Below are 16,335 nucleotides of genomic sequence, written 5' to 3'. Positions count from 1 at the left end.
ATGCTACTACACTTACTTACCGGAATATTGTTGCTTGCAGGCTTTGGTCTTGTTGGCTGGCTATTGCATTCACAACGCATTCGACTTTCTGTAGCCTTGTTGGGCAACACCTTGCTATTGCTCATTTTTCGGTTGTGCTATATCGCTACAATTGAAACAGGGCCAGATGCATCTATTTGGTTGGCATCCGCACAAACTGTAAGCAAATTGTCCGATCCGGTTTGGTCATTGCTTACTACCAATGAAGGCCGGCCGCTGACGGTATTGCCTCTTGTATTGCTGCACAAAATAGGCATGCCACTCACGTATGTGTGGGCCGATGTAGCAGGCATACTCATGTACGCTGGTGCATTTGCAATAGCCGCATCATTGATGGCTAAATTGACAAATGCATTGCAAGCCTGGCAATTGAGCTGCATCTTGTTTGCCACACTCGCCACCGTTAGTATCATTGATTATACCAGCTACAATTGTCAGGCTCCGTCACTGTTGATTACAATGTATTGCCTGCATCTGCTGCATGACATTTGGCAGCAATCCGTTAAACGTTATCATACAGTCTTGTTGGGAATATTGCTGGGCAGTTTGCCGTTGTTCAAGTTTCAAAACGCACCCGCAGGTATGCTTATTGGTGTTGCTACCTGTGCCTTATTTCTTTTCCGCAAGCAATGGCAACAACTCATATTGATTGCTGCAACAGCATTATTACCCGTAGCATTGGTAGCTTTCTTTTTTTGGCAGCGGGGTTTGTGGGCCGATTTCATGAACGATTATTTCAACAACTATTTCTTTTACGCATACACCGAAGACTATGCAGGCGATAGCTACTGGCACCGGTATTCACCACGTAGAGTATTCAGCTTCTTATTACGTACTACTGATTCGGCAATATTGATTGCAGGTGCATTTGGCATGCTCGCCATAGCTATACTACAAGCAAAACGAAAAGCATTCAGTAATGTGCCACAATGGTTTTTACTACTCTTTTTATTGGCTAATTTTTACGCTGTTATCCAAAGTGGATGGAACACACCGCACTACCTTTTTTACATCTGGATTCCACCGCTCTTGCTGATAGCTGCCATTACTCAAGAACAACGAAAGTGGTTGTTGGCAGGCGCAACACTGATCATCATTGGGCAAGTAATGGTCAACCAAATGTGGCGCAAACAAGCCAACACTGATCATTTGGCAGCAGATGAACAAATACTGCAAGGCATACGTGCACAGATTGATGAAAATGAACCTATGGTGGTATGGGGTCACGCCGATCGCTATTATGTGCAGGCTCCACGTCCAATGGGTGCAAGACTGGCAGACAGTTGGTGGATTATTCAAAAAGGGCCTTTGCAACCAAAACGGGTAGCTGAGTTTATTTACGATTTGGAAAAAAGACAAACGCCGTTGATAGTTGACAACACCGGCGGACCCGATCCGCACCGGTTCCAGTTTAAGCAATCGCATCTGTTGTCGATACCGGCCATTGCAGCATATGTGCAACAGCACTACACCGTTAGCGACAGTATTGCTGGTGCTATTTTTTATACACGAAAAAAACAACTGTAGTTTTACTTTCTCAGCTGTTTCAAGAAATAAAACAGGCCGGGCAAAGGCCCGGCCTGAAGTGCAAAAATACAAGAACGTTATCCTTCGAAAGTGCTGTAGTAGTAAGGCGTTTTGGCCTCAAACTCAGCGCTACAGGTATCTACCAGTTTGTACACACGGGTAATACCCCATGCTTTTCTTTTTTCATACACCTGATCGGCAGTGCAGTTGCGCATGATGCGGGCAATTTGCTCATCGCTAAAGCCCTGGCGTTTTACTTCCTTCATCAAGTCTTGCGGAATGGTATCAATGGTGTATTTCGCAATTTTTTGCTCCAGCTTGCACAGCTCACGGATTTGGTAAATAAACCAGCGATCTATTTTGGTAGCCTGCACCACACTTTTTACCGATACACCTGCCATCAGCGCATCTTTAATGCGGAAAATGCGATCCCATTTCGGCGTTTTGATGTATTCCAGCAATTCTTCGGCATGCATCAGGCTTTTGCCATAGTAGCCCAAACCAACGGCTTCGTTCTCCAGGCTCTGACACGCTTTTTGCACCGCTTCATTAAAGCTGCGGCCAATGGCCATTACTTCACCCACACTCTTCATTTGTAAGCCGAGTGTGTCATCTGCACCCTTAAACTTATCGAAGTTCCAGCGGGGTATTTTTACAATCACATAGTCCAGCGCCGGCTCAAAGTAAGCACTGGTGCTGCCGGTAATCTGGTTTTTCAGTTCATCGAGGTTGTAACCAATGGCCAGCTTGGCAGCAATTTTGGCAATGGGATAACCCGTTGCTTTAGATGCAAGTGCCGATGAACGGCTCACCCGTGGGTTAATTTCGATGGCAATGATTTCTTCTGTTTCCGGATTGAGGGAGAACTGCACGTTGCAACCGCCGGCAAAGTTGCCAAGGTCACGCATCATCATGATGGCCGTGTTGCGCATCAGTTGGAAGGCCGTATCGCTCAGCGTCATGGCCGGAGCCACGGTAATGCTGTCGCCGGTATGTACCCCCATGGGGTCAAAGTTTTCTACCGTACAAATAATCACTACGTTGTCGGCATTATCACGAAGGAGTTCCAGTTCAAATTCTTTCCAACCGAGTACGGCTTTTTCTACCAGCACTTCGTGTATGGGCGAAGCAGTAAGGCCGCGGTTGAGGGCTTCATCCAAATCGTCTTTGCCATGTACAAAACCACCGCCTGTACCACCCAAGGTAAATGAAGGACGAATCACCAACGGGAAACCAATTTCCTGCGCAAATTCTTTGCCTTCCAAAAAGCTATTGGCGGTTTTGGCAGGCGCTACAGGTACGCCCAGGCGAATCATCCACTGGCGGAACTGTTCGCGGTCTTCAGCTTTATCAATGGCTTTGATGTCTACCCCAATCAGGCGAACATTGTATTGTTTCCAAATGCCCAGCTCTTCGGCTTCTTTGGCCAGGTTGAGGGCTGTTTGACCACCCATGGTAGGCAGTACGGCATCAATATCATTTTCCTGCAGAATCTGCTCAATGCTTTCCACCGTCAGCGGCAATAAATAAACCCTGTCGGCCATCATTGGATCTGTCATGATGGTGGCAGGGTTGCTGTTGATGAGGATGACTTTGATGCCTTCTTCCCGAAGGCTTCGGGCCGCCTGAGTGCCGCTGTAGTCAAATTCGCAGGCCTGGCCAATAATGATGGGACCAGAACCAATAATGAGTACCGATTTGATAGAATGATCTCTGGGCATGCTGCTTGCTTGTGCGTTTTGGCGGCAAATGTAGTAAGCCCGCAGCAGGCTTGGGGCAAAAATTTCCAATCTGTTCCATCTGCGGCACACATCTTTGCCCCGTACTGCGCCACTATTGGGTTGCAAACAAATGATTTATACCGTTGTTATATAAACAAATACTTGCACATGTTGACTACAGGCATTAAGGCGCCGGCGTTTTCCGGACCCGATCAAAATGGAAAAATGGTTGCTCTCAAGGATTTTAAAGGCAAGAAACTGGCCATCTATTTTTACCCTAAAGACAATACGCCCACCTGCACCACACAAGCCTGCAACCTGAGAGACAATTATGCTGCATTACAAAAAGCGGGTATCCAAATTGTGGGCATCAGCACCGACAGTGTAAAAAGCCACAAGAAATTTGAATCCAAATTCGACCTGCCCTTTCCGCTCATTGCCGACGAAGACCAAACCATTGTGCAAGCCTTTGGCGTATGGGGCGAAAAAAAGTTTATGGGCAAAGTGTACGATGGCATTCACCGCACCACCTTTTTGATTGATGAAAAAGGCATCATTCGCCACATCATTAGCAAGCCCAATGCCAAAGATCATGCGGCAGAAGTGCTGGCGGGTTTTGGGTTGTAATAGCTGGTCCGGCTTATAGTTCGACGCTGTTACTTTGTAACATGTTGCCTCCTCATGTAATTGTGGTAGAAAATGCCTGGCTCGCCAAAATGGCTGCACTCAAAATGGGTAGCCAGCGGGTAGCCATGGTTATAGGCAGGCACATTTATTTGTGGGGTGTTTCCAAAGCAGATTTTTTGCAGCAGCCAGCATGGGTAAAACATGAGCTGGCACATGTGGCCCAATACCAACGCTACGGCGTGGTAAAATTTCTGTTCCTCTATTTATTTGAATGGATAAAAAAAGGCTATCACAACAACCGCTTTGAAGTAGAAGCCCGGGCGGCAGAGCAGGCACCTTAATCGCCCAGCAGCCATTCCACTTCGCCATGTTGAAAATGGTACTCTCCATTTTCACCTGCCAACAATTGGCCCTGTTCATCTACACCCACGATTCGGTAATGCGCCGCACTATTTTGGCGGCGCAGCTTTTGCAAACTGCCGGCACCAAACAACACCCGGTTGTAATCGGCCAGTATTTCGGGCCAGCCACCTGGCTGCATCAGCTGCAGCCAGCGTTTGTTTACAAATACGCAAAGGCTGCGGCCTAATAGCTCCGCATTAAACCTGCGGCCCGCCACCAAGCTCAGCGAGGTTGGATTGGGCAACATCGGATCAAATTGCGTAGAGTTGACATTTACACCAACACCGGCAATGGCCCATCGCCACTGGTTTTGTTGCACCACATTTTCTATAAGTATGCCACCTGCCTTTCTGTCACCCCAATACAAATCGTTGGGCCACTTAATATTCCAGCCGCCTGCGGCATGGTGATGCAGAAAATCATGCACCCCTGCGGCAATGGCTGCACTAAGCCTGAAATACTGACTGGGAGCCAGTTGTAGCGGTTGCAACACCATGGTCATTTGTATGTTTTCGCCCGGCTCCGACCACCATTTTTTACCCCATTGGCCACGCCCCTGGGTTTGCTCATGGGCAAAATAAACAGCACCATGAACAGCCATTCCTTCACGTATGCATTGCATGGCATACATGTTGGTGCTATCAATACTGTCAAAAACTTCGAAAGAATGCCCGATGGTTGGTAAGTTCATGCCGCCTTTGGCTAATTTTGAGGCGAAATTAGCAGAAGCTTCTCATAGAAACCTGCGATATTGCAACAGCAAAAAATACCGCTTATAAAGCATCCCGCATTGAAGAACGTAGCACAACCTCCACAAGCCGGCATCCGCTCTCAGCAGCGCATCTCCCGTCAATCCAAATTATTCAAAAGCATTATCGAAGGCATCTTCGACAAGAAAGGCGAAGAAGTGATTTCCCTCGACCTGCGCAAAATTCAAGAGTCGGTAGCCGACTTTTTCATCATTTGCCAGGCCAGCAGCAGCACCCAGGTAAAAGCCATTGCAGATAGCATTGAGCACAAAGTGCAGGAAGCCACCGGCGAATTTCCTTACCGGCAAGAAGGTTTTCAGCATGCCAAATGGGTGTTGGTAGATTATGTAAACGTAGTGATACACATTATGCAGCCCGAAACAAGGGCCTTTTACCAACTGGAAGAAATGTGGAGCGATGCACCCGCTCAATTGCACCATCCTTCTTGATAAAGCCCACCGCTTTTATATATTTTTAAATTATCCGCACAAACCTTTTAGTCGACCGTACATTATAAACAAGACGCAGCTCAATATTTATGTTACCAGAAGAAAAACCTCAAAATAGCAAACCTCCCTTCCTGAGAAATTCAGGCGGCGACGATAAACCCGGTAAAAGAGGCTCCCGGTTCAACTTGTATTGGCTCTATGCCGTTGTCATTGTCATCCTCCTCGGTTTTCAATATTTCAGCTCCGGCACCGATGCACTGGTGACCGACAAGAAGACCTTTCTGGAAGAAATGTACAAGCCGGGCGATGTAGAAGCCATTACGGAAATACGAAACAAGCAATTGATTCGCATTTTCATAAAACCGGCCAGCTTGCAAAAGGAGTATTACACCAGCAAGTTTAAAAAAGGATTTGCCGTACCCAACCAAAAAGGGCCGCATTTCGAATTTAAAATAACCGACTGGAAAAGCTGGAACGAAGAACTTCGCCAGTACCAAATAGCCAACAACCTGCCCTCGCTGAATGCAAGGGTAGATGACGAAGCTGAGTGGGTAGGCCCCATTATGCAAACCTTGCTTACCATTGGTATGCTGGTTTTGTTTTTTGTGCTGATGATGCGCAAAATGGGCGGTGGTGCTGGCGGTGCCGGTGGTGCCGGCGGTATATTCAACATTGGTAAAAGCAAAGCCCAGCTGTTTGATAAAGACGTGAAGGTGAACATCACTTTTGCCGACGTAGCAGGCCTCGACGAAGCCAAGGTGGAAGTAATGGAGATTGTAGACTTTTTGAAACAACCCAAAAAGTATACCGCACTGGGTGGTAAAATACCTAAAGGCGCTTTGCTGGTTGGCCCTCCGGGTACCGGTAAAACATTGCTGGCCAAAGCCATGGCCGGTGAAGCCAAAGTGCCTTTTTTCAGCCTTAGCGGTAGCGACTTTGTAGAAATGTTTGTAGGCGTAGGTGCCAGCCGTGTACGTGACCTGTTTAAGCAGGCCCGTGAAAAAGCTCCATGTATCATTTTTATTGATGAAATTGATGCCATTGGCCGTGCCCGTGGCCGCAATGCCATCATGAGCAACGACGAACGGGAAAACACCCTGAACCAATTGCTGGTAGAAATGGACGGCTTTGGTGGCGACACCGGCATCATCATTTTGGCTGCTACCAACCGCCCCGATGTGTTGGACAGCGCCTTGCTGCGCCCCGGTCGTTTCGACCGCCAAATAAGCATCGACCGGCCCGATGTAACCGGCCGTGAGCAAATTTTTAAAGTACACCTCAAGCCCATCAAGGTTTCTACCACGCTTGACATTCATAAGCTGGCAGAGCAAACACCAGGTTTTGCCGGTGCCGATATTGCCAACGTATGCAACGAAGCAGCGCTGATTGCAGCCCGGAAAGGCAAAGACGCCGTAGACATGAGCGACTTTCAGGATGCTATTGACCGTGTGATTGGTGGTTTGGAAAAGAAAAATAAACTCATCAGCCCCGAGGAAAAAGAAATCATTGCTTACCACGAAGCCGGCCACGCTATTTGCGGCTGGTACCTGGAGCATGCTTATCCGCTGTTGAAAGTAACCATTGTACCACGTGGCACCGCAGCGCTTGGCTACGCACAATACACCCCCAAAGAGCAGTACCTGTACAATACCGACCAGCTGATGGATCAGATTTGTATGACGCTTGGCGGCCGGGCGGCCGAAGAAATTTTCTTCGGTAAAATATCTACCGGTGCCAGCAACGATTTGCAGCAAATCACCAAAACTGCATACGGGATGGTTACGGTATATGGTATGAACGAAAAAGTAGGCAACGTAAGCTATTACGACCCCAACAGCGATCAAACCTTTACCAAGCCTTACAGCGAGGAAACAGGTAAAATCATTGACGAGGAAGTACGTGGCATTATTGACGATGCTTACAAGCGTACATTGAAGTTGCTGACAGAAAAGAAAGGCGATGTAGCCAAGCTGGCAAAAGCCTTGCTGGATAAAGAAGTGCTTTTCCAAAGCGATGTAGAAGAATTGATTGGCAAGCGTCCGTTTGAAGTAAAAGGCCACGTACACATTATAGATGAAGTGCCTGCGCCACACACTGCAGCCGAAGTAGCCGATAATGCCAGCGCTGCTCAGCCCGGCACAGAGACTGCTACAGCAATTTTGCCAGAGGCGTAGACCAGCGTATTTTTGGGCCATGCCTGACAACGCTAAAGACCGAATACTTCAAAAGATAAAACAGGCACTGACAAGTTCAGTGCCTGTTCCGTTTCCAGAACATACACAGTTATCTGCAGAAGCCGTATTGCCTCCGCAGGCCGATGCAGATTTAGCCATCCTGTTTGCCGAACAGTTTACACAAATACAAGGGCAGTTTGCTTATTGTACAGACATAGCAGAATGTGTGGCACAACTCAACATGCTGGCAGAAAAAAAAGCCATTCAAAAGTGGTATTGCAGTAATGCTGTAATTAGAACCATGCTTGAGTCCGCCGGATGGAACAAGGGCTGGCACCCAACCCTGGCCGACTGCCATGCCAGCATTACTGGTGCCGAAGCATTGGTAGCCCGTACAGGCAGCTTGTTACTCAGCAGCACCGCATCATCGGGCCGAACCACCAGCGTGTATGCCCCCATACATATTTGCCTGGCCGCAGAGCAGCAATTGGTGTACGATATTGCCGATGCCATGCAGCTATTGCAACAAAAGTATGGCCAACATTTACCTTCATTTATAACACTCGCCAGTGGCCCCAGCCGCACTGCCGATATCGAAAAGACATTGGTTACCGGTGTACATGGCCCAAAAGAAGTATTCTGCTTTTTAACTGAATCGTTATGGTAGATTGGGTATACTTTGTGACCTTTAGCCAACACTAATGAGGATTATATGAGTAAGCCCGAAACATGTTTTCAATTGTTTGTATACGGTTCGCTGCGCAAAGGGTTTAACAGCCCTGCATACGAATGGATGAGTCGCTATTTCAACTGGGAACGTGCCGGGAAAATAAACGGCAAACTCTACGATTTAGGTGAATACCCCGCTGCACTTCCTTGCCAAGAAGAAGCTTACATCGTAGGTGAATTATACAGCATCAAAAATGTGGATGAATTTGGCTACGCTATGGCCCAGCTGGATGATTACGAAGGCATACACGACAACGAAGACGATGGAGGCCCCCTCTATCGCAGAGATTTAGTGACGGTATACCTCGAAGGCGGACAAACCACGAACGCATGGGTGTATTGGTATGCCCGATCTATTGAAGGCAAACCCATCATTCCTTCTGGCGATGTGTTGCAATACCAGCAAGAAAAACATCGATAACAAAAATTAGCCTGCCCTACATTACAGAGCTTTTTAGTTCAACATCTGCATCTTTTGCGGCTTGCTGCAATTGCAGTTTTGTTTGTGCAGCTCCCTTCGCTTTGCCCAAGAAAGATTGTGCTTTGTACAATCCATACAGGCTCCACACGTTTTTTGGATTGATGATGAGTTCTTGTTGATAGACTAAAGCTGCTCGGGCAAACTGCCGCTTCGCTAATAACGCAGCCCCCAAATAATGCCTCCCCGGCAACAGCCAATCCCTTGGTTCTTGATACATCAGCCCGTCTTCCCGTTTCACAGCTTCTTCAAACAAAGCAATCGCCTCATCCAGCTCCTGGTTTTGCCAGGCGATGCTGCCTTCCAATATTGCAGTCATAATACCCAAAGCTTTGATAGCAGGGTTAATGGTTTCAAACTGCTCCTGCAACGATGCATCGTTGCTCAAACTTTTCAAATCCGAAAGCATATCCGTTGCTTTTACAGTATTGCCTTTTTTCAACCAGGCCATGCCTTTGCCAAAACTTTGTATAGCCCAGGCATACTTCAATTGCGGATGGATGCGTGGTGCATCCAGCAAGCTATCCCAATGCCCAAAACGCACTTGCGCCATAATAGATGTACTGAAGGCATACTGCATGTAATTACCCATGCCACCACCCATTTCCATATACTTACCAGGCACTGCCTCCTGCAGTTGCTTGGCCGCAGCAGCTGCATCTTGCGCATTGCCCCTATACATGGTGCATGCTGCTTTCATGTGCAAATTGTGTATGAGGTATAAATAAGCATCGCCCTCCACCTCGGGAAACTGCGCATAGTATTCATTGAATCCATTGACGGAAGAATCATTTACCAGCATGCCTTCTTTATAATAGCCGGTACGAATGAAAATATGCGAAGGCATGTGCACCATATGGCTCACCATTGGCATCATAGTGCTGAGGCGCCAGGCACTGGGTAAAGCATCAGTAGCTTTTACACCACCTTCCATCGCATGTATATACAAATGATTGAGGCTTGGATGAGACGGATGTTTAGCCAGCCCCTGCTCAAGCACCGTTACAATGGCAGGTGTCCATGGCTTGGGGCTTCCATTGATGTCGTACTTATCCCATGGGTGCTGTACCATCAATGCATCGGCATACAAAGCATGTACATTGGCGTCATCAGGATATTTATCCAATACCCGCCTGATGGCCTTTTCGTAGTCAACATTTTGCCGGCTTCTGCTCACTGCGGTATCTGCATTGTAGCGGGCAGTAAGTGTAGCTATAAGTGCTTGCTCCAATGCAGTTTCATTATTTACAGTAGCACTGGCTTTGCGCACAGCATCCATGGCCTCCGGTGCATTTTGAAGCATTGCATAGTTATAGTTTACCCCATAGGCCATGGCCAACCCCCAGAAAGCCATGGCACAATCCGGATCGAACCGGGCGGCTTTGGCAAACGAAGCTTTGGCTTCAATCATGTGAAAACTATAATACATGTTGATGCCCTGATTAAAATACACCTGCGCAGAATCGTTGGCGGCAGTCACATGCCAACGGAAGCTTCCCCAGCCTTGCAGTAAAGGAATTTGTGGTTCATCCACCCGCCAATCAAAGCTTGCATCTCCTGATGAGGCACAGCCAATGGCTGTTTTATTTTGCAGGTATGCCTGATAAGACACAAAAGCCGGCTGCGTTTGATAGCCGAATGTTGACAACAGGAATGCGACAAAGATGCTAATGACGGTTCCGGTAATGAGGAGTGGCCATTTCATAGGGCGGAATTAAAACGTATCGAAATAAATGAGGCAGGAAAGTACTGTTTTGCGTAGCCAAAACAAAACGCTTTACTGCATTTAAAGCCCTGCCGCTGGATGCCAATTACTGGCATCCGCCTACATTTGTGCCATGCAATTACCCGCCGGCAAAAAGGTTTTCTTTCTTTCTGATTTTCATTTGGGCGCACCCAATGCTGCTGCCAGCCGCCAGCGGGAAAACAAACTCGTTCGATTTCTCAATGAGATTGAACACGAAGCTGCCGTCATATTTATTGTTGGCGACCTGTTTGATTTTTGGTACGAATACAAATACGTGGTGCCCAAAGGCTATGTGCGGCTCCTGGGCAAACTCGCCGATCTTACCGACAAAGGCATTGCCATCCATTTTTTTGTGGGCAACCACGACATGTGGATGAAAACATACTTTCAGGAAGAGTTGAACATACCCGTATACTTTGGGCCAAAATGGTTTGAGTTTTCGGGCAAGCAATTGTACATCGCCCATGGCGATGGCCTTGGCCCGGGCGACCATGGTTACAAGTTTTTGAAAAAGATTTTCCGCAACCCCTTATGCCAATGGGCTTTCGGTATGCTACCGCCCGTTATTGGCATGGGCCTCGCCAATTTTTTTAGTCGCAAAAGCCGCGAAGCAGTGGCCGACCATGAAAAAGAATTTTGGGGACCCGATAAGGAATGGCTGATGATTCATAGCCGCGAAGTGTTGCAGCAACAACATGCTGATTATTTCGTTTACGGACACAGGCACGTACCCGGCATACATGCATTGCCCAATAACAGCTGGTATGTAAACCTCGGCGATTGGATTATTCATTTTACCTACGCTGTTTTTGATGGCGAGCAAATGCAGTTGCACAAATACGAAGGTTGATGCGTTTATTGTTTACCATATTTATCTGTTGCTTAAGCGCTGTATCCTACACGCAGGTAGCACCAATACCAGATGCAAATAATGGTATTACCAAACTGCAAGTACAACTGGAAAAAACCTTTGCCGGCAAATGGACAAATGTAGAAGTAGACAACCTTGGCAACCTGTATTTGGTAGACGACCAGCAGCGCATCAAAAAACTCAACAACCGCTACGATTCTGTTGGCACTTTCAATGAAGTAAGAACCGTGGGTACGCTGCACAGCATAGATGTATCGAACCCGCTGCGGATTATTTTGTGGTACAAAGATTTTGGCACCCTGCTGCTGCTCGACCGTTTTTTGCAAGTGAAAACGAGCATAGATTTACGCAACATTGGCCTGCTGCAATGCAATGCGGTGGCACAGAGCTACGACAATAATATTTGGGCATACGACGACCTGAGTGCACAAATCAAAAAGATAAACGAAGAAGGCAAGGTTTTGCTGGAGTCGCCAGACATGCGGGTACTGTACGATATGCCACCGCATCCGCAGACATTGACCGATTTCAATAGAAACCTGTATGCGTACGATGCCGATAACGGACTACTGATTTGTGACTATTTCGGTGCTGTACAAAAACGCATGCTATACAAGGGTTGGAAAAACCTGCAAGGCTTTGGCCGCGGCTTACTGGCTACCAACGAAGATGTAGTAACATGGCTAAGCAGCAATGGCATTGATACAAAAAAATGGGAATTGCCCGCCGGCTGGTGGGATGCCCAAAAAATTCGCTTTTACCAAAACAAAGTATATGTGCTGCGCAACAATCAATTGTATGCGTATGCACTCACACAAGCATTAGAATAAGCACTATGCAAGAAGTATTGAATCAGGTGATTTTGGACAATAGCCTGCGGAGCTATCTCATCTCTGCAGGTATTATTTTAGGTGTAGCTATTTTCAGGAGATTGTTATCGAAAGGTGCTGCCTGGCTCATTGCCAAAATGATTGCCAACAAAAACCGCCTCTTCGATCGCAAACGCTTTCACGATTTGGTACTGGCGCCGTTAGATTTATTCATTTTGGTATTGGCATTCATCATTGCCATGCACAGGCTCACCATGCCAGAGCTCTTGAAGTTTACGATTTACAAAGCGGCTTTCCACGATATTATTGAAGCCATAGGCCGTGGCGTACTCATTGGCAGTTTTGTATGGCTGTGCAACCGCATGATTTTGTATGTATCGCATTTGCTACAGCAAAAAGCAGCCCTCACCGCCGACCGTACTGATGACCAGTTAGTGATGTTTTTCCGCGACTTTCTGAAAGTACTCGTTTGGATTTTGGGTGTGCTGATGATCCTCAAATTCTCATTCGGGTTCAACCTAAGCAATGTGCTCACAGGCCTCAGTATTGTGGGTGCTGCACTGGCATTGGCTTTTCGCGAAAGTTTGGAAAACCTCATTGCCTCGTTTGTTATTTTCTTCGACAAACCCTTCACCATTGGCGATTTTGTAAAGGTGGAATCTGTAACCGGGTCAGTAGAAAAAATAGGTTTGCGTAGCACCCGCATTCGTACTACTGAAAAAACGTTTGTAACGGTGCCCAACAAAAAAATGGTGGATTCAATACTTGACAACCACTCGCTGCGGACGCAGCGCAATGTGTTCAACAAAATGGAGCTGCATTTAAAAGCAGAACCCGCACATATTGCAGGCTACATTGCAGCTGTAGAACAACTGTTAGATCAGCCCGACATTTTGGATAGTAATGTTTACCTGAGTGATACCGGCGGTCCGGCACACATCATTCACATCGAATACTTTGTGGATATGGGAGTTGCTATTAAAGATTTTTTCAAACTGAGAGAGCAAATCAATTTGAAACTCATCAGTTTATTGCAAACGCATCATCTGGAATTGGCGGGAGAATCTGATATCAGAAAGCCACGATAAAAGGTATTGATTATAATGCGGCGATAATACTGGCCAACTCTGCATCTGGCAAGCCTGTTTTACCGTACTCGGAAATACGGCCCACTTCTTTGCCTTCTTTCATTACAATAACGGTTGGCACCAGCGTAACGCCAAACAATTGATGCAAGTTGCCAACGGTGGTTTTATTACGGTCGGCAGCAATAATGGTGAACGCAGAATCGGGTATGCCCGCCGCTTCCAAGCAAGAGAAATATTTGGGTATTATCTGTTGTGAATCGTGACACCAGGTGCCGGCAAAAATCACCAACTGAAACTGTCCTTTCTTTTGTTTGAAAGCTTCAACGAGTGCGGCATTATTTCTATAATACTGTAGGTTTTGCTTGTACCATGTAAAACTGCTGTCACCTTTAATGTCTTGCAAGCTTACGATGCCCCGAAAGAGTTTTTTCTCTTCGGCATCGGGTAATACTTCATACAGTTTTTGCTGCGCAAATACCTGTTGCGTTACTACCATTAACAGGGCAAAAAGCATCCATTTGCGAAGCGGTGTGTTGGTCATGATACGTTGGCTTTCAGTTCTAATAAAAAAGATTTCAGCTTTTCGAGCTTTTTAATCAACTCAAATGTATCCAGCGCTTTGTTATGGTTACGCAAATATTCACGGGCACCTTCAATGGTGAAGCGACGCACTTTCAGCAAGTGATAAATGAGTTGGAGATGCTTCACATCTACCGGGCGGAAATAGCGATCGCCTTTGCGGTTTTTGCGGGGTTGCAACACATCAAATTCATTCTCCCAATAGCGCAGCATGGAATGCGAAATATCGAACATGGCGGCAGTTTCTTTCATGCTGTAATACTGTCGTTTGAACAGTTCTTCATCGGGCGGCACATTCATTTGTGCAGGCGTACCCACTTCTGCATTGGCAGCAACCATAGTTGCTTTTTTACCCGAAGGAAATTCTACCACAATATCAGATACCGGTTCTATCAGCGTAGTGCCGGGCTTTTCATCAACAGGTTCATCTGTTGGCACAACGTGGCGGTTGGGCTCAGGTGCCATCCAGGCAATTACGTCCGATACCGGTGCTGCTACTTCAGGTTCAGCAATTGGCGCTTCCTCTTCTATCAGCGTAGTTTCCGCTACTTCAGCGGGTGGTTCTTCGTCCACTATTTCCTCCCACGTCTGAGCAGCTATTGGTGCCGCTTCTTCTTCCGCTATCCAATCGGGCATAGGCTCCTCCACTTGCTCCGCCTCCGGCATATCAACTGGAACAGGTTCCATTGGCATAGCTTCCGGTTCGGGTATGGGCGTAGTGGCCATCAGCGAATCATCGGTGTCGGGCAAAGGAGCCGGTTCCGGCGTGGCGGATGTGGTATCGGGTTCTTCTTCCCGAATGCGTTTTGGAGGTCGGGGTGGTCCGCCAAATAAGTCTAACTGCTCAGGTATCATAGCTGCAAATATGGCGCTTGGCCAATGTGCAAATCTACCTACAACCACCGTTGCAAACGAATGGAAATGAGGCCTGTGGACATGCTAAAGCCAAATTGGGGATAAGCAGGAGACATAAAAAAGCCTGACCGGGCAAAATGCGTGGTCAGGCCAAAGCTGTAGGGGGAGGAGTCGAACCTCCACGAAGAAGTTAGCGGCTGTACATCGTGATTGGGATGCGATCCCAAACCTGCTGGTGGTCAACCCCAGTCGGTCCTGCTGCAGACAGGATCGGCGTTATACAGTGTTTATCCTTTGCTCTTCACCCCCGAGACAAGAGGGCATGTCTGCCAAAAGTTTCATCACCCCACAATAGAAGAACTATTTGTAGTTTTTGGTTATTTGTTTGTCGTTGAAAACGGCCAACCAAAAACAATAAACCAAAAACCAAAAAAATCCGCTGTAGGAGAAGGATTCGAACCTCCACGGGGTAGTTAGCAACAGCACAAAGAAAAGTGGTCAACCCTGGTCGGGTCCGGTGTTGCAATTGACGTTGACCTGCCAACGACAAAACCGGCACGGCTCTATGCTGTGTTTGTTCTGTAATCCCCACCCCCGAGACAAGAGGGCATGTCTGCCAAAAATTTCATCATCCTACAAGATGGTGTTTCCGAAATCGTCTGCATTAGATTATTTCGAAAAAGAAAGAACTATTGTTGATTGAATTGCAAACCTTACTTTTATGCCGAAGGCAATTGGCTTGCTTTCAATTACAGTGCAATATTAAACGAATCAAGCTTTTCATTCCAAATTTTTCAAGCTTTAAAACCAAAATTTTGAATTTTTTTATAGTTTGATTTTTACTTGTAGAAATTTTCGAATCAATTTTTGAAAAATGGCCGGAAAACTGAATCTCGACAAACTCGACTACCAGATCATTCAGCACATGATGGAAGACGCTGAAATTTCTTATGCAGACCTCGGTAAGAAACTTTTTGTAAGTGGTGGCACCATCCATGTCCGCATCAAAAAGTTGCAGGAAATGGGCGTAGTAAAAGGCACCCGCCTGGCAGTGGACACCCACAAGCTGGGCTACACCGTCATTGCCTTCATTGGTATTTATCTGGAAAAAAGTTCGCTGTACGATTCTGTAGCCAAAGACCTGATGAAGATTCCGGAAGTGGTGCGCCTCAACTACACCACCGGCAACTATAGCATGTTTGTAGAAATAGCCTGCAAAGACATCAACCAGCTGCGCTTTGTACTGCACGACCAGATGCAGAAAATCAAAGGCATTGAACGTACCGAAACACTCATCAGCTTGGAAGAAAGCCTGAACCGGAACATTCAAGTGGCTACTTCTGAAGGGTGAGGTTGGTAAGTTTGAGTTGGTGTGTTGACGAGTTGATCTGTTGATGAGTAAATGGGGCAGAAAGGAATAGGCTGCGCTTAATAGCTTTTCTCCTGCACCTATCAACTAATATCCAACAT

General features: G+C 46.9%; 16 protein-coding genes. 11 read left to right on the top strand and 5 right to left on the bottom strand.

From position 1 onward, the window contains the following. Positions 1 to 1,566 (top strand): hypothetical protein, encoded by a 1,566-nt coding sequence (locus tag V7Q13_RS16885; protein ID WP_333801844.1) that lies wholly within the window; start codon positions 1 to 3, stop codon positions 1,564 to 1,566. A 77-nt stretch (positions 1,567 to 1,643) separates the two neighbouring features. Here V7Q13_RS16885 and carB read toward each other — a convergent pair whose 3' ends face one another. Then, the gene (gene carB / locus V7Q13_RS16880) at positions 1,644 to 3,413 is read right to left on the bottom strand and encodes a carbamoyl-phosphate synthase large subunit (protein WP_333801843.1); all 1,770 of its coding nucleotides are present in this window, start codon (positions 3,411 to 3,413) and stop codon (positions 1,644 to 1,646) included. Positions 3,414 to 3,455: 42 nt separating this feature from the next. On the opposite strand from carB, the gene bcp reads away from it, so the two are divergent. Both bcp and V7Q13_RS16870 read left to right on the top strand, forming a co-directional pair. After that, the gene (bcp, locus tag V7Q13_RS16875) at positions 3,456 to 3,914 is read left to right on the top strand and encodes a thioredoxin-dependent thiol peroxidase (RefSeq protein ID WP_333801842.1); all 459 of its coding nucleotides are present in this window, start codon (positions 3,456 to 3,458) and stop codon (positions 3,912 to 3,914) included. A gap of 41 nt (positions 3,915 to 3,955) precedes the next feature. Further along, positions 3,956 to 4,255, top strand: a complete 300-nt coding sequence (locus V7Q13_RS16870) for a DUF4157 domain-containing protein (RefSeq protein WP_333801841.1) — start codon at positions 3,956 to 3,958, stop codon at positions 4,253 to 4,255. Here the strand turns inward: V7Q13_RS16870 and V7Q13_RS16865 are convergent. Beyond that, positions 4,252 to 5,007: a biotin--[acetyl-CoA-carboxylase] ligase gene (locus tag V7Q13_RS16865; protein ID WP_333801840.1), complete on the bottom strand. Its 756-nt coding sequence runs from the start codon at positions 5,005 to 5,007 to the stop codon at positions 4,252 to 4,254. The genes V7Q13_RS16870 and V7Q13_RS16865 overlap by 4 nt on opposite strands. 60 nt (positions 5,008 to 5,067) lie before the next feature. Between V7Q13_RS16865 and rsfS the strand changes: the two genes are divergently transcribed. The 4 genes from rsfS to V7Q13_RS16845 all read left to right on the top strand — a co-directional run bounded on the left by rsfS (position 5,068) and on the right by V7Q13_RS16845 (position 8,838). After that, complete coding sequence (rsfS, locus tag V7Q13_RS16860) at positions 5,068 to 5,514, top strand: ribosome silencing factor (RefSeq protein ID WP_333801839.1); 447 nt, start codon at positions 5,068 to 5,070, stop codon at positions 5,512 to 5,514. Positions 5,515 to 5,603: 89 nt separating this feature from the next. Continuing rightward, complete coding sequence (ftsH, locus tag V7Q13_RS16855) at positions 5,604 to 7,688, top strand: ATP-dependent zinc metalloprotease FtsH (protein ID WP_333801838.1); 2,085 nt, start codon at positions 5,604 to 5,606, stop codon at positions 7,686 to 7,688. A gap of 19 nt (positions 7,689 to 7,707) precedes the next feature. Continuing rightward, complete coding sequence (locus tag V7Q13_RS16850; RefSeq protein ID WP_333801837.1) at positions 7,708 to 8,355, top strand: LutC/YkgG family protein; 648 nt, start codon at positions 7,708 to 7,710, stop codon at positions 8,353 to 8,355. A gap of 45 nt (positions 8,356 to 8,400) precedes the next feature. Next, positions 8,401 to 8,838, top strand: coding sequence for a gamma-glutamylcyclotransferase family protein (locus tag V7Q13_RS16845; RefSeq protein ID WP_333801836.1), 438 nt, complete (start codon positions 8,401 to 8,403; stop codon positions 8,836 to 8,838). A 16-nt stretch (positions 8,839 to 8,854) separates the two neighbouring features. On the opposite strand, the gene V7Q13_RS16840 is transcribed toward V7Q13_RS16845, so the two are convergent. Further along, on the bottom strand, positions 8,855 to 10,600 hold the full coding sequence (locus V7Q13_RS16840; protein ID WP_333801835.1) for a tetratricopeptide repeat protein: 1,746 nt from the start codon (positions 10,598 to 10,600) through the stop codon (positions 8,855 to 8,857). Positions 10,601 to 10,733: 133 nt separating this feature from the next. Here V7Q13_RS16840 and V7Q13_RS16835 point away from each other — a divergent pair, with 133 nt between their 5' ends. Genes V7Q13_RS16835 through V7Q13_RS16825 form a run of 3 tightly spaced genes read left to right on the top strand, consistent with a single transcriptional unit; the run spans position 10,734 to position 13,431 of the window. Then, positions 10,734 to 11,492 (top strand): UDP-2,3-diacylglucosamine diphosphatase, encoded by a 759-nt coding sequence (locus tag V7Q13_RS16835; RefSeq protein ID WP_333801834.1) that lies wholly within the window; start codon positions 10,734 to 10,736, stop codon positions 11,490 to 11,492. Continuing rightward, positions 11,492 to 12,343 carry a hypothetical protein gene (locus V7Q13_RS16830; protein ID WP_333801833.1) on the top strand — a complete coding sequence of 284 codons (852 nt, stop codon included), beginning with the start codon at positions 11,492 to 11,494 and terminating at the stop codon, positions 12,341 to 12,343. Before V7Q13_RS16835 ends, V7Q13_RS16830 begins: the two co-directional genes overlap by 1 nt. 5 nt (positions 12,344 to 12,348) lie before the next feature. Next, the gene (locus V7Q13_RS16825) at positions 12,349 to 13,431 is read left to right on the top strand and encodes a mechanosensitive ion channel family protein (RefSeq protein ID WP_333801832.1); all 1,083 of its coding nucleotides are present in this window, start codon (positions 12,349 to 12,351) and stop codon (positions 13,429 to 13,431) included. Positions 13,432 to 13,441: 10 nt separating this feature from the next. Here the strand turns inward: V7Q13_RS16825 and V7Q13_RS16820 are convergent, their stop codons facing one another. Then, positions 13,442 to 13,972 carry a thioredoxin family protein gene (locus V7Q13_RS16820; RefSeq protein WP_333801831.1) on the bottom strand — a complete coding sequence of 177 codons (531 nt, stop codon included), beginning with the start codon at positions 13,970 to 13,972 and terminating at the stop codon, positions 13,442 to 13,444. Continuing rightward, positions 13,969 to 14,865, bottom strand: coding sequence for a MerR family transcriptional regulator (locus V7Q13_RS16815; protein ID WP_333801830.1), 897 nt, complete (start codon positions 14,863 to 14,865; stop codon positions 13,969 to 13,971). Before V7Q13_RS16815 ends, V7Q13_RS16820 begins: the two co-directional genes overlap by 4 nt. An 874-nt stretch (positions 14,866 to 15,739) precedes the next feature. Between V7Q13_RS16815 and V7Q13_RS16810 the strand changes: the two genes are divergently transcribed. Then, positions 15,740 to 16,216, top strand: a complete 477-nt coding sequence (locus V7Q13_RS16810) for an Lrp/AsnC ligand binding domain-containing protein (RefSeq protein ID WP_333801829.1) — start codon at positions 15,740 to 15,742, stop codon at positions 16,214 to 16,216. Positions 16,217 to 16,335: the final 119 nt, after the last annotated feature.

Origin of the sequence: Phnomibacter sp. (genome assembly GCF_036803085.1) — a bacterium.
Taxonomy (GTDB): Bacteria; Bacteroidota; Bacteroidia; order Chitinophagales; family Chitinophagaceae; genus Phnomibacter.
Note: the sequence above shows the minus strand (reverse complement) of the source record. Positions and strands in the feature narration are given on the sequence as shown.

Bases quoted from the DNA above. Each gene is read 5' to 3' on its own strand.
- V7Q13_RS16865 (WP_333801840.1), bottom strand. From the start codon at position 5,007: ATGAACTTACCAACCATCGGGCATTCTTTCGAAGTTTTTGACAGTATT.
- V7Q13_RS16830 (WP_333801833.1), top strand. From the start codon at position 11,492: ATGCGTTTATTGTTTACCATATTTATCTGTTGCTTAAGCGCTGTATCC.
- ftsH (WP_333801838.1), top strand. From the start codon at position 5,604: ATGTTACCAGAAGAAAAACCTCAAAATAGCAAACCTCCCTTCCTGAGA.
- V7Q13_RS16840 (WP_333801835.1), bottom strand. From the start codon at position 10,600: ATGAAATGGCCACTCCTCATTACCGGAACCGTCATTAGCATCTTTGTC.
- V7Q13_RS16850 (WP_333801837.1), top strand. From the start codon at position 7,708: ATGCCTGACAACGCTAAAGACCGAATACTTCAAAAGATAAAACAGGCA.
- V7Q13_RS16835 (WP_333801834.1), top strand. From the start codon at position 10,734: ATGCAATTACCCGCCGGCAAAAAGGTTTTCTTTCTTTCTGATTTTCAT.
- V7Q13_RS16845 (WP_333801836.1), top strand. From the start codon at position 8,401: ATGAGTAAGCCCGAAACATGTTTTCAATTGTTTGTATACGGTTCGCTG.
- V7Q13_RS16825 (WP_333801832.1), top strand. From the start codon at position 12,349: ATGCAAGAAGTATTGAATCAGGTGATTTTGGACAATAGCCTGCGGAGC.
- V7Q13_RS16870 (WP_333801841.1), top strand. From the start codon at position 3,956: ATGTTGCCTCCTCATGTAATTGTGGTAGAAAATGCCTGGCTCGCCAAA.
- V7Q13_RS16820 (WP_333801831.1), bottom strand. From the start codon at position 13,972: ATGACCAACACACCGCTTCGCAAATGGATGCTTTTTGCCCTGTTAATG.
- V7Q13_RS16815 (WP_333801830.1), bottom strand. From the start codon at position 14,865: ATGATACCTGAGCAGTTAGACTTATTTGGCGGACCACCCCGACCTCCA.
- bcp (WP_333801842.1), top strand. From the start codon at position 3,456: ATGTTGACTACAGGCATTAAGGCGCCGGCGTTTTCCGGACCCGATCAA.
- V7Q13_RS16810 (WP_333801829.1), top strand. From the start codon at position 15,740: ATGGCCGGAAAACTGAATCTCGACAAACTCGACTACCAGATCATTCAG.
- V7Q13_RS16885 (WP_333801844.1), top strand. From the start codon at position 1: ATGCTACTACACTTACTTACCGGAATATTGTTGCTTGCAGGCTTTGGT.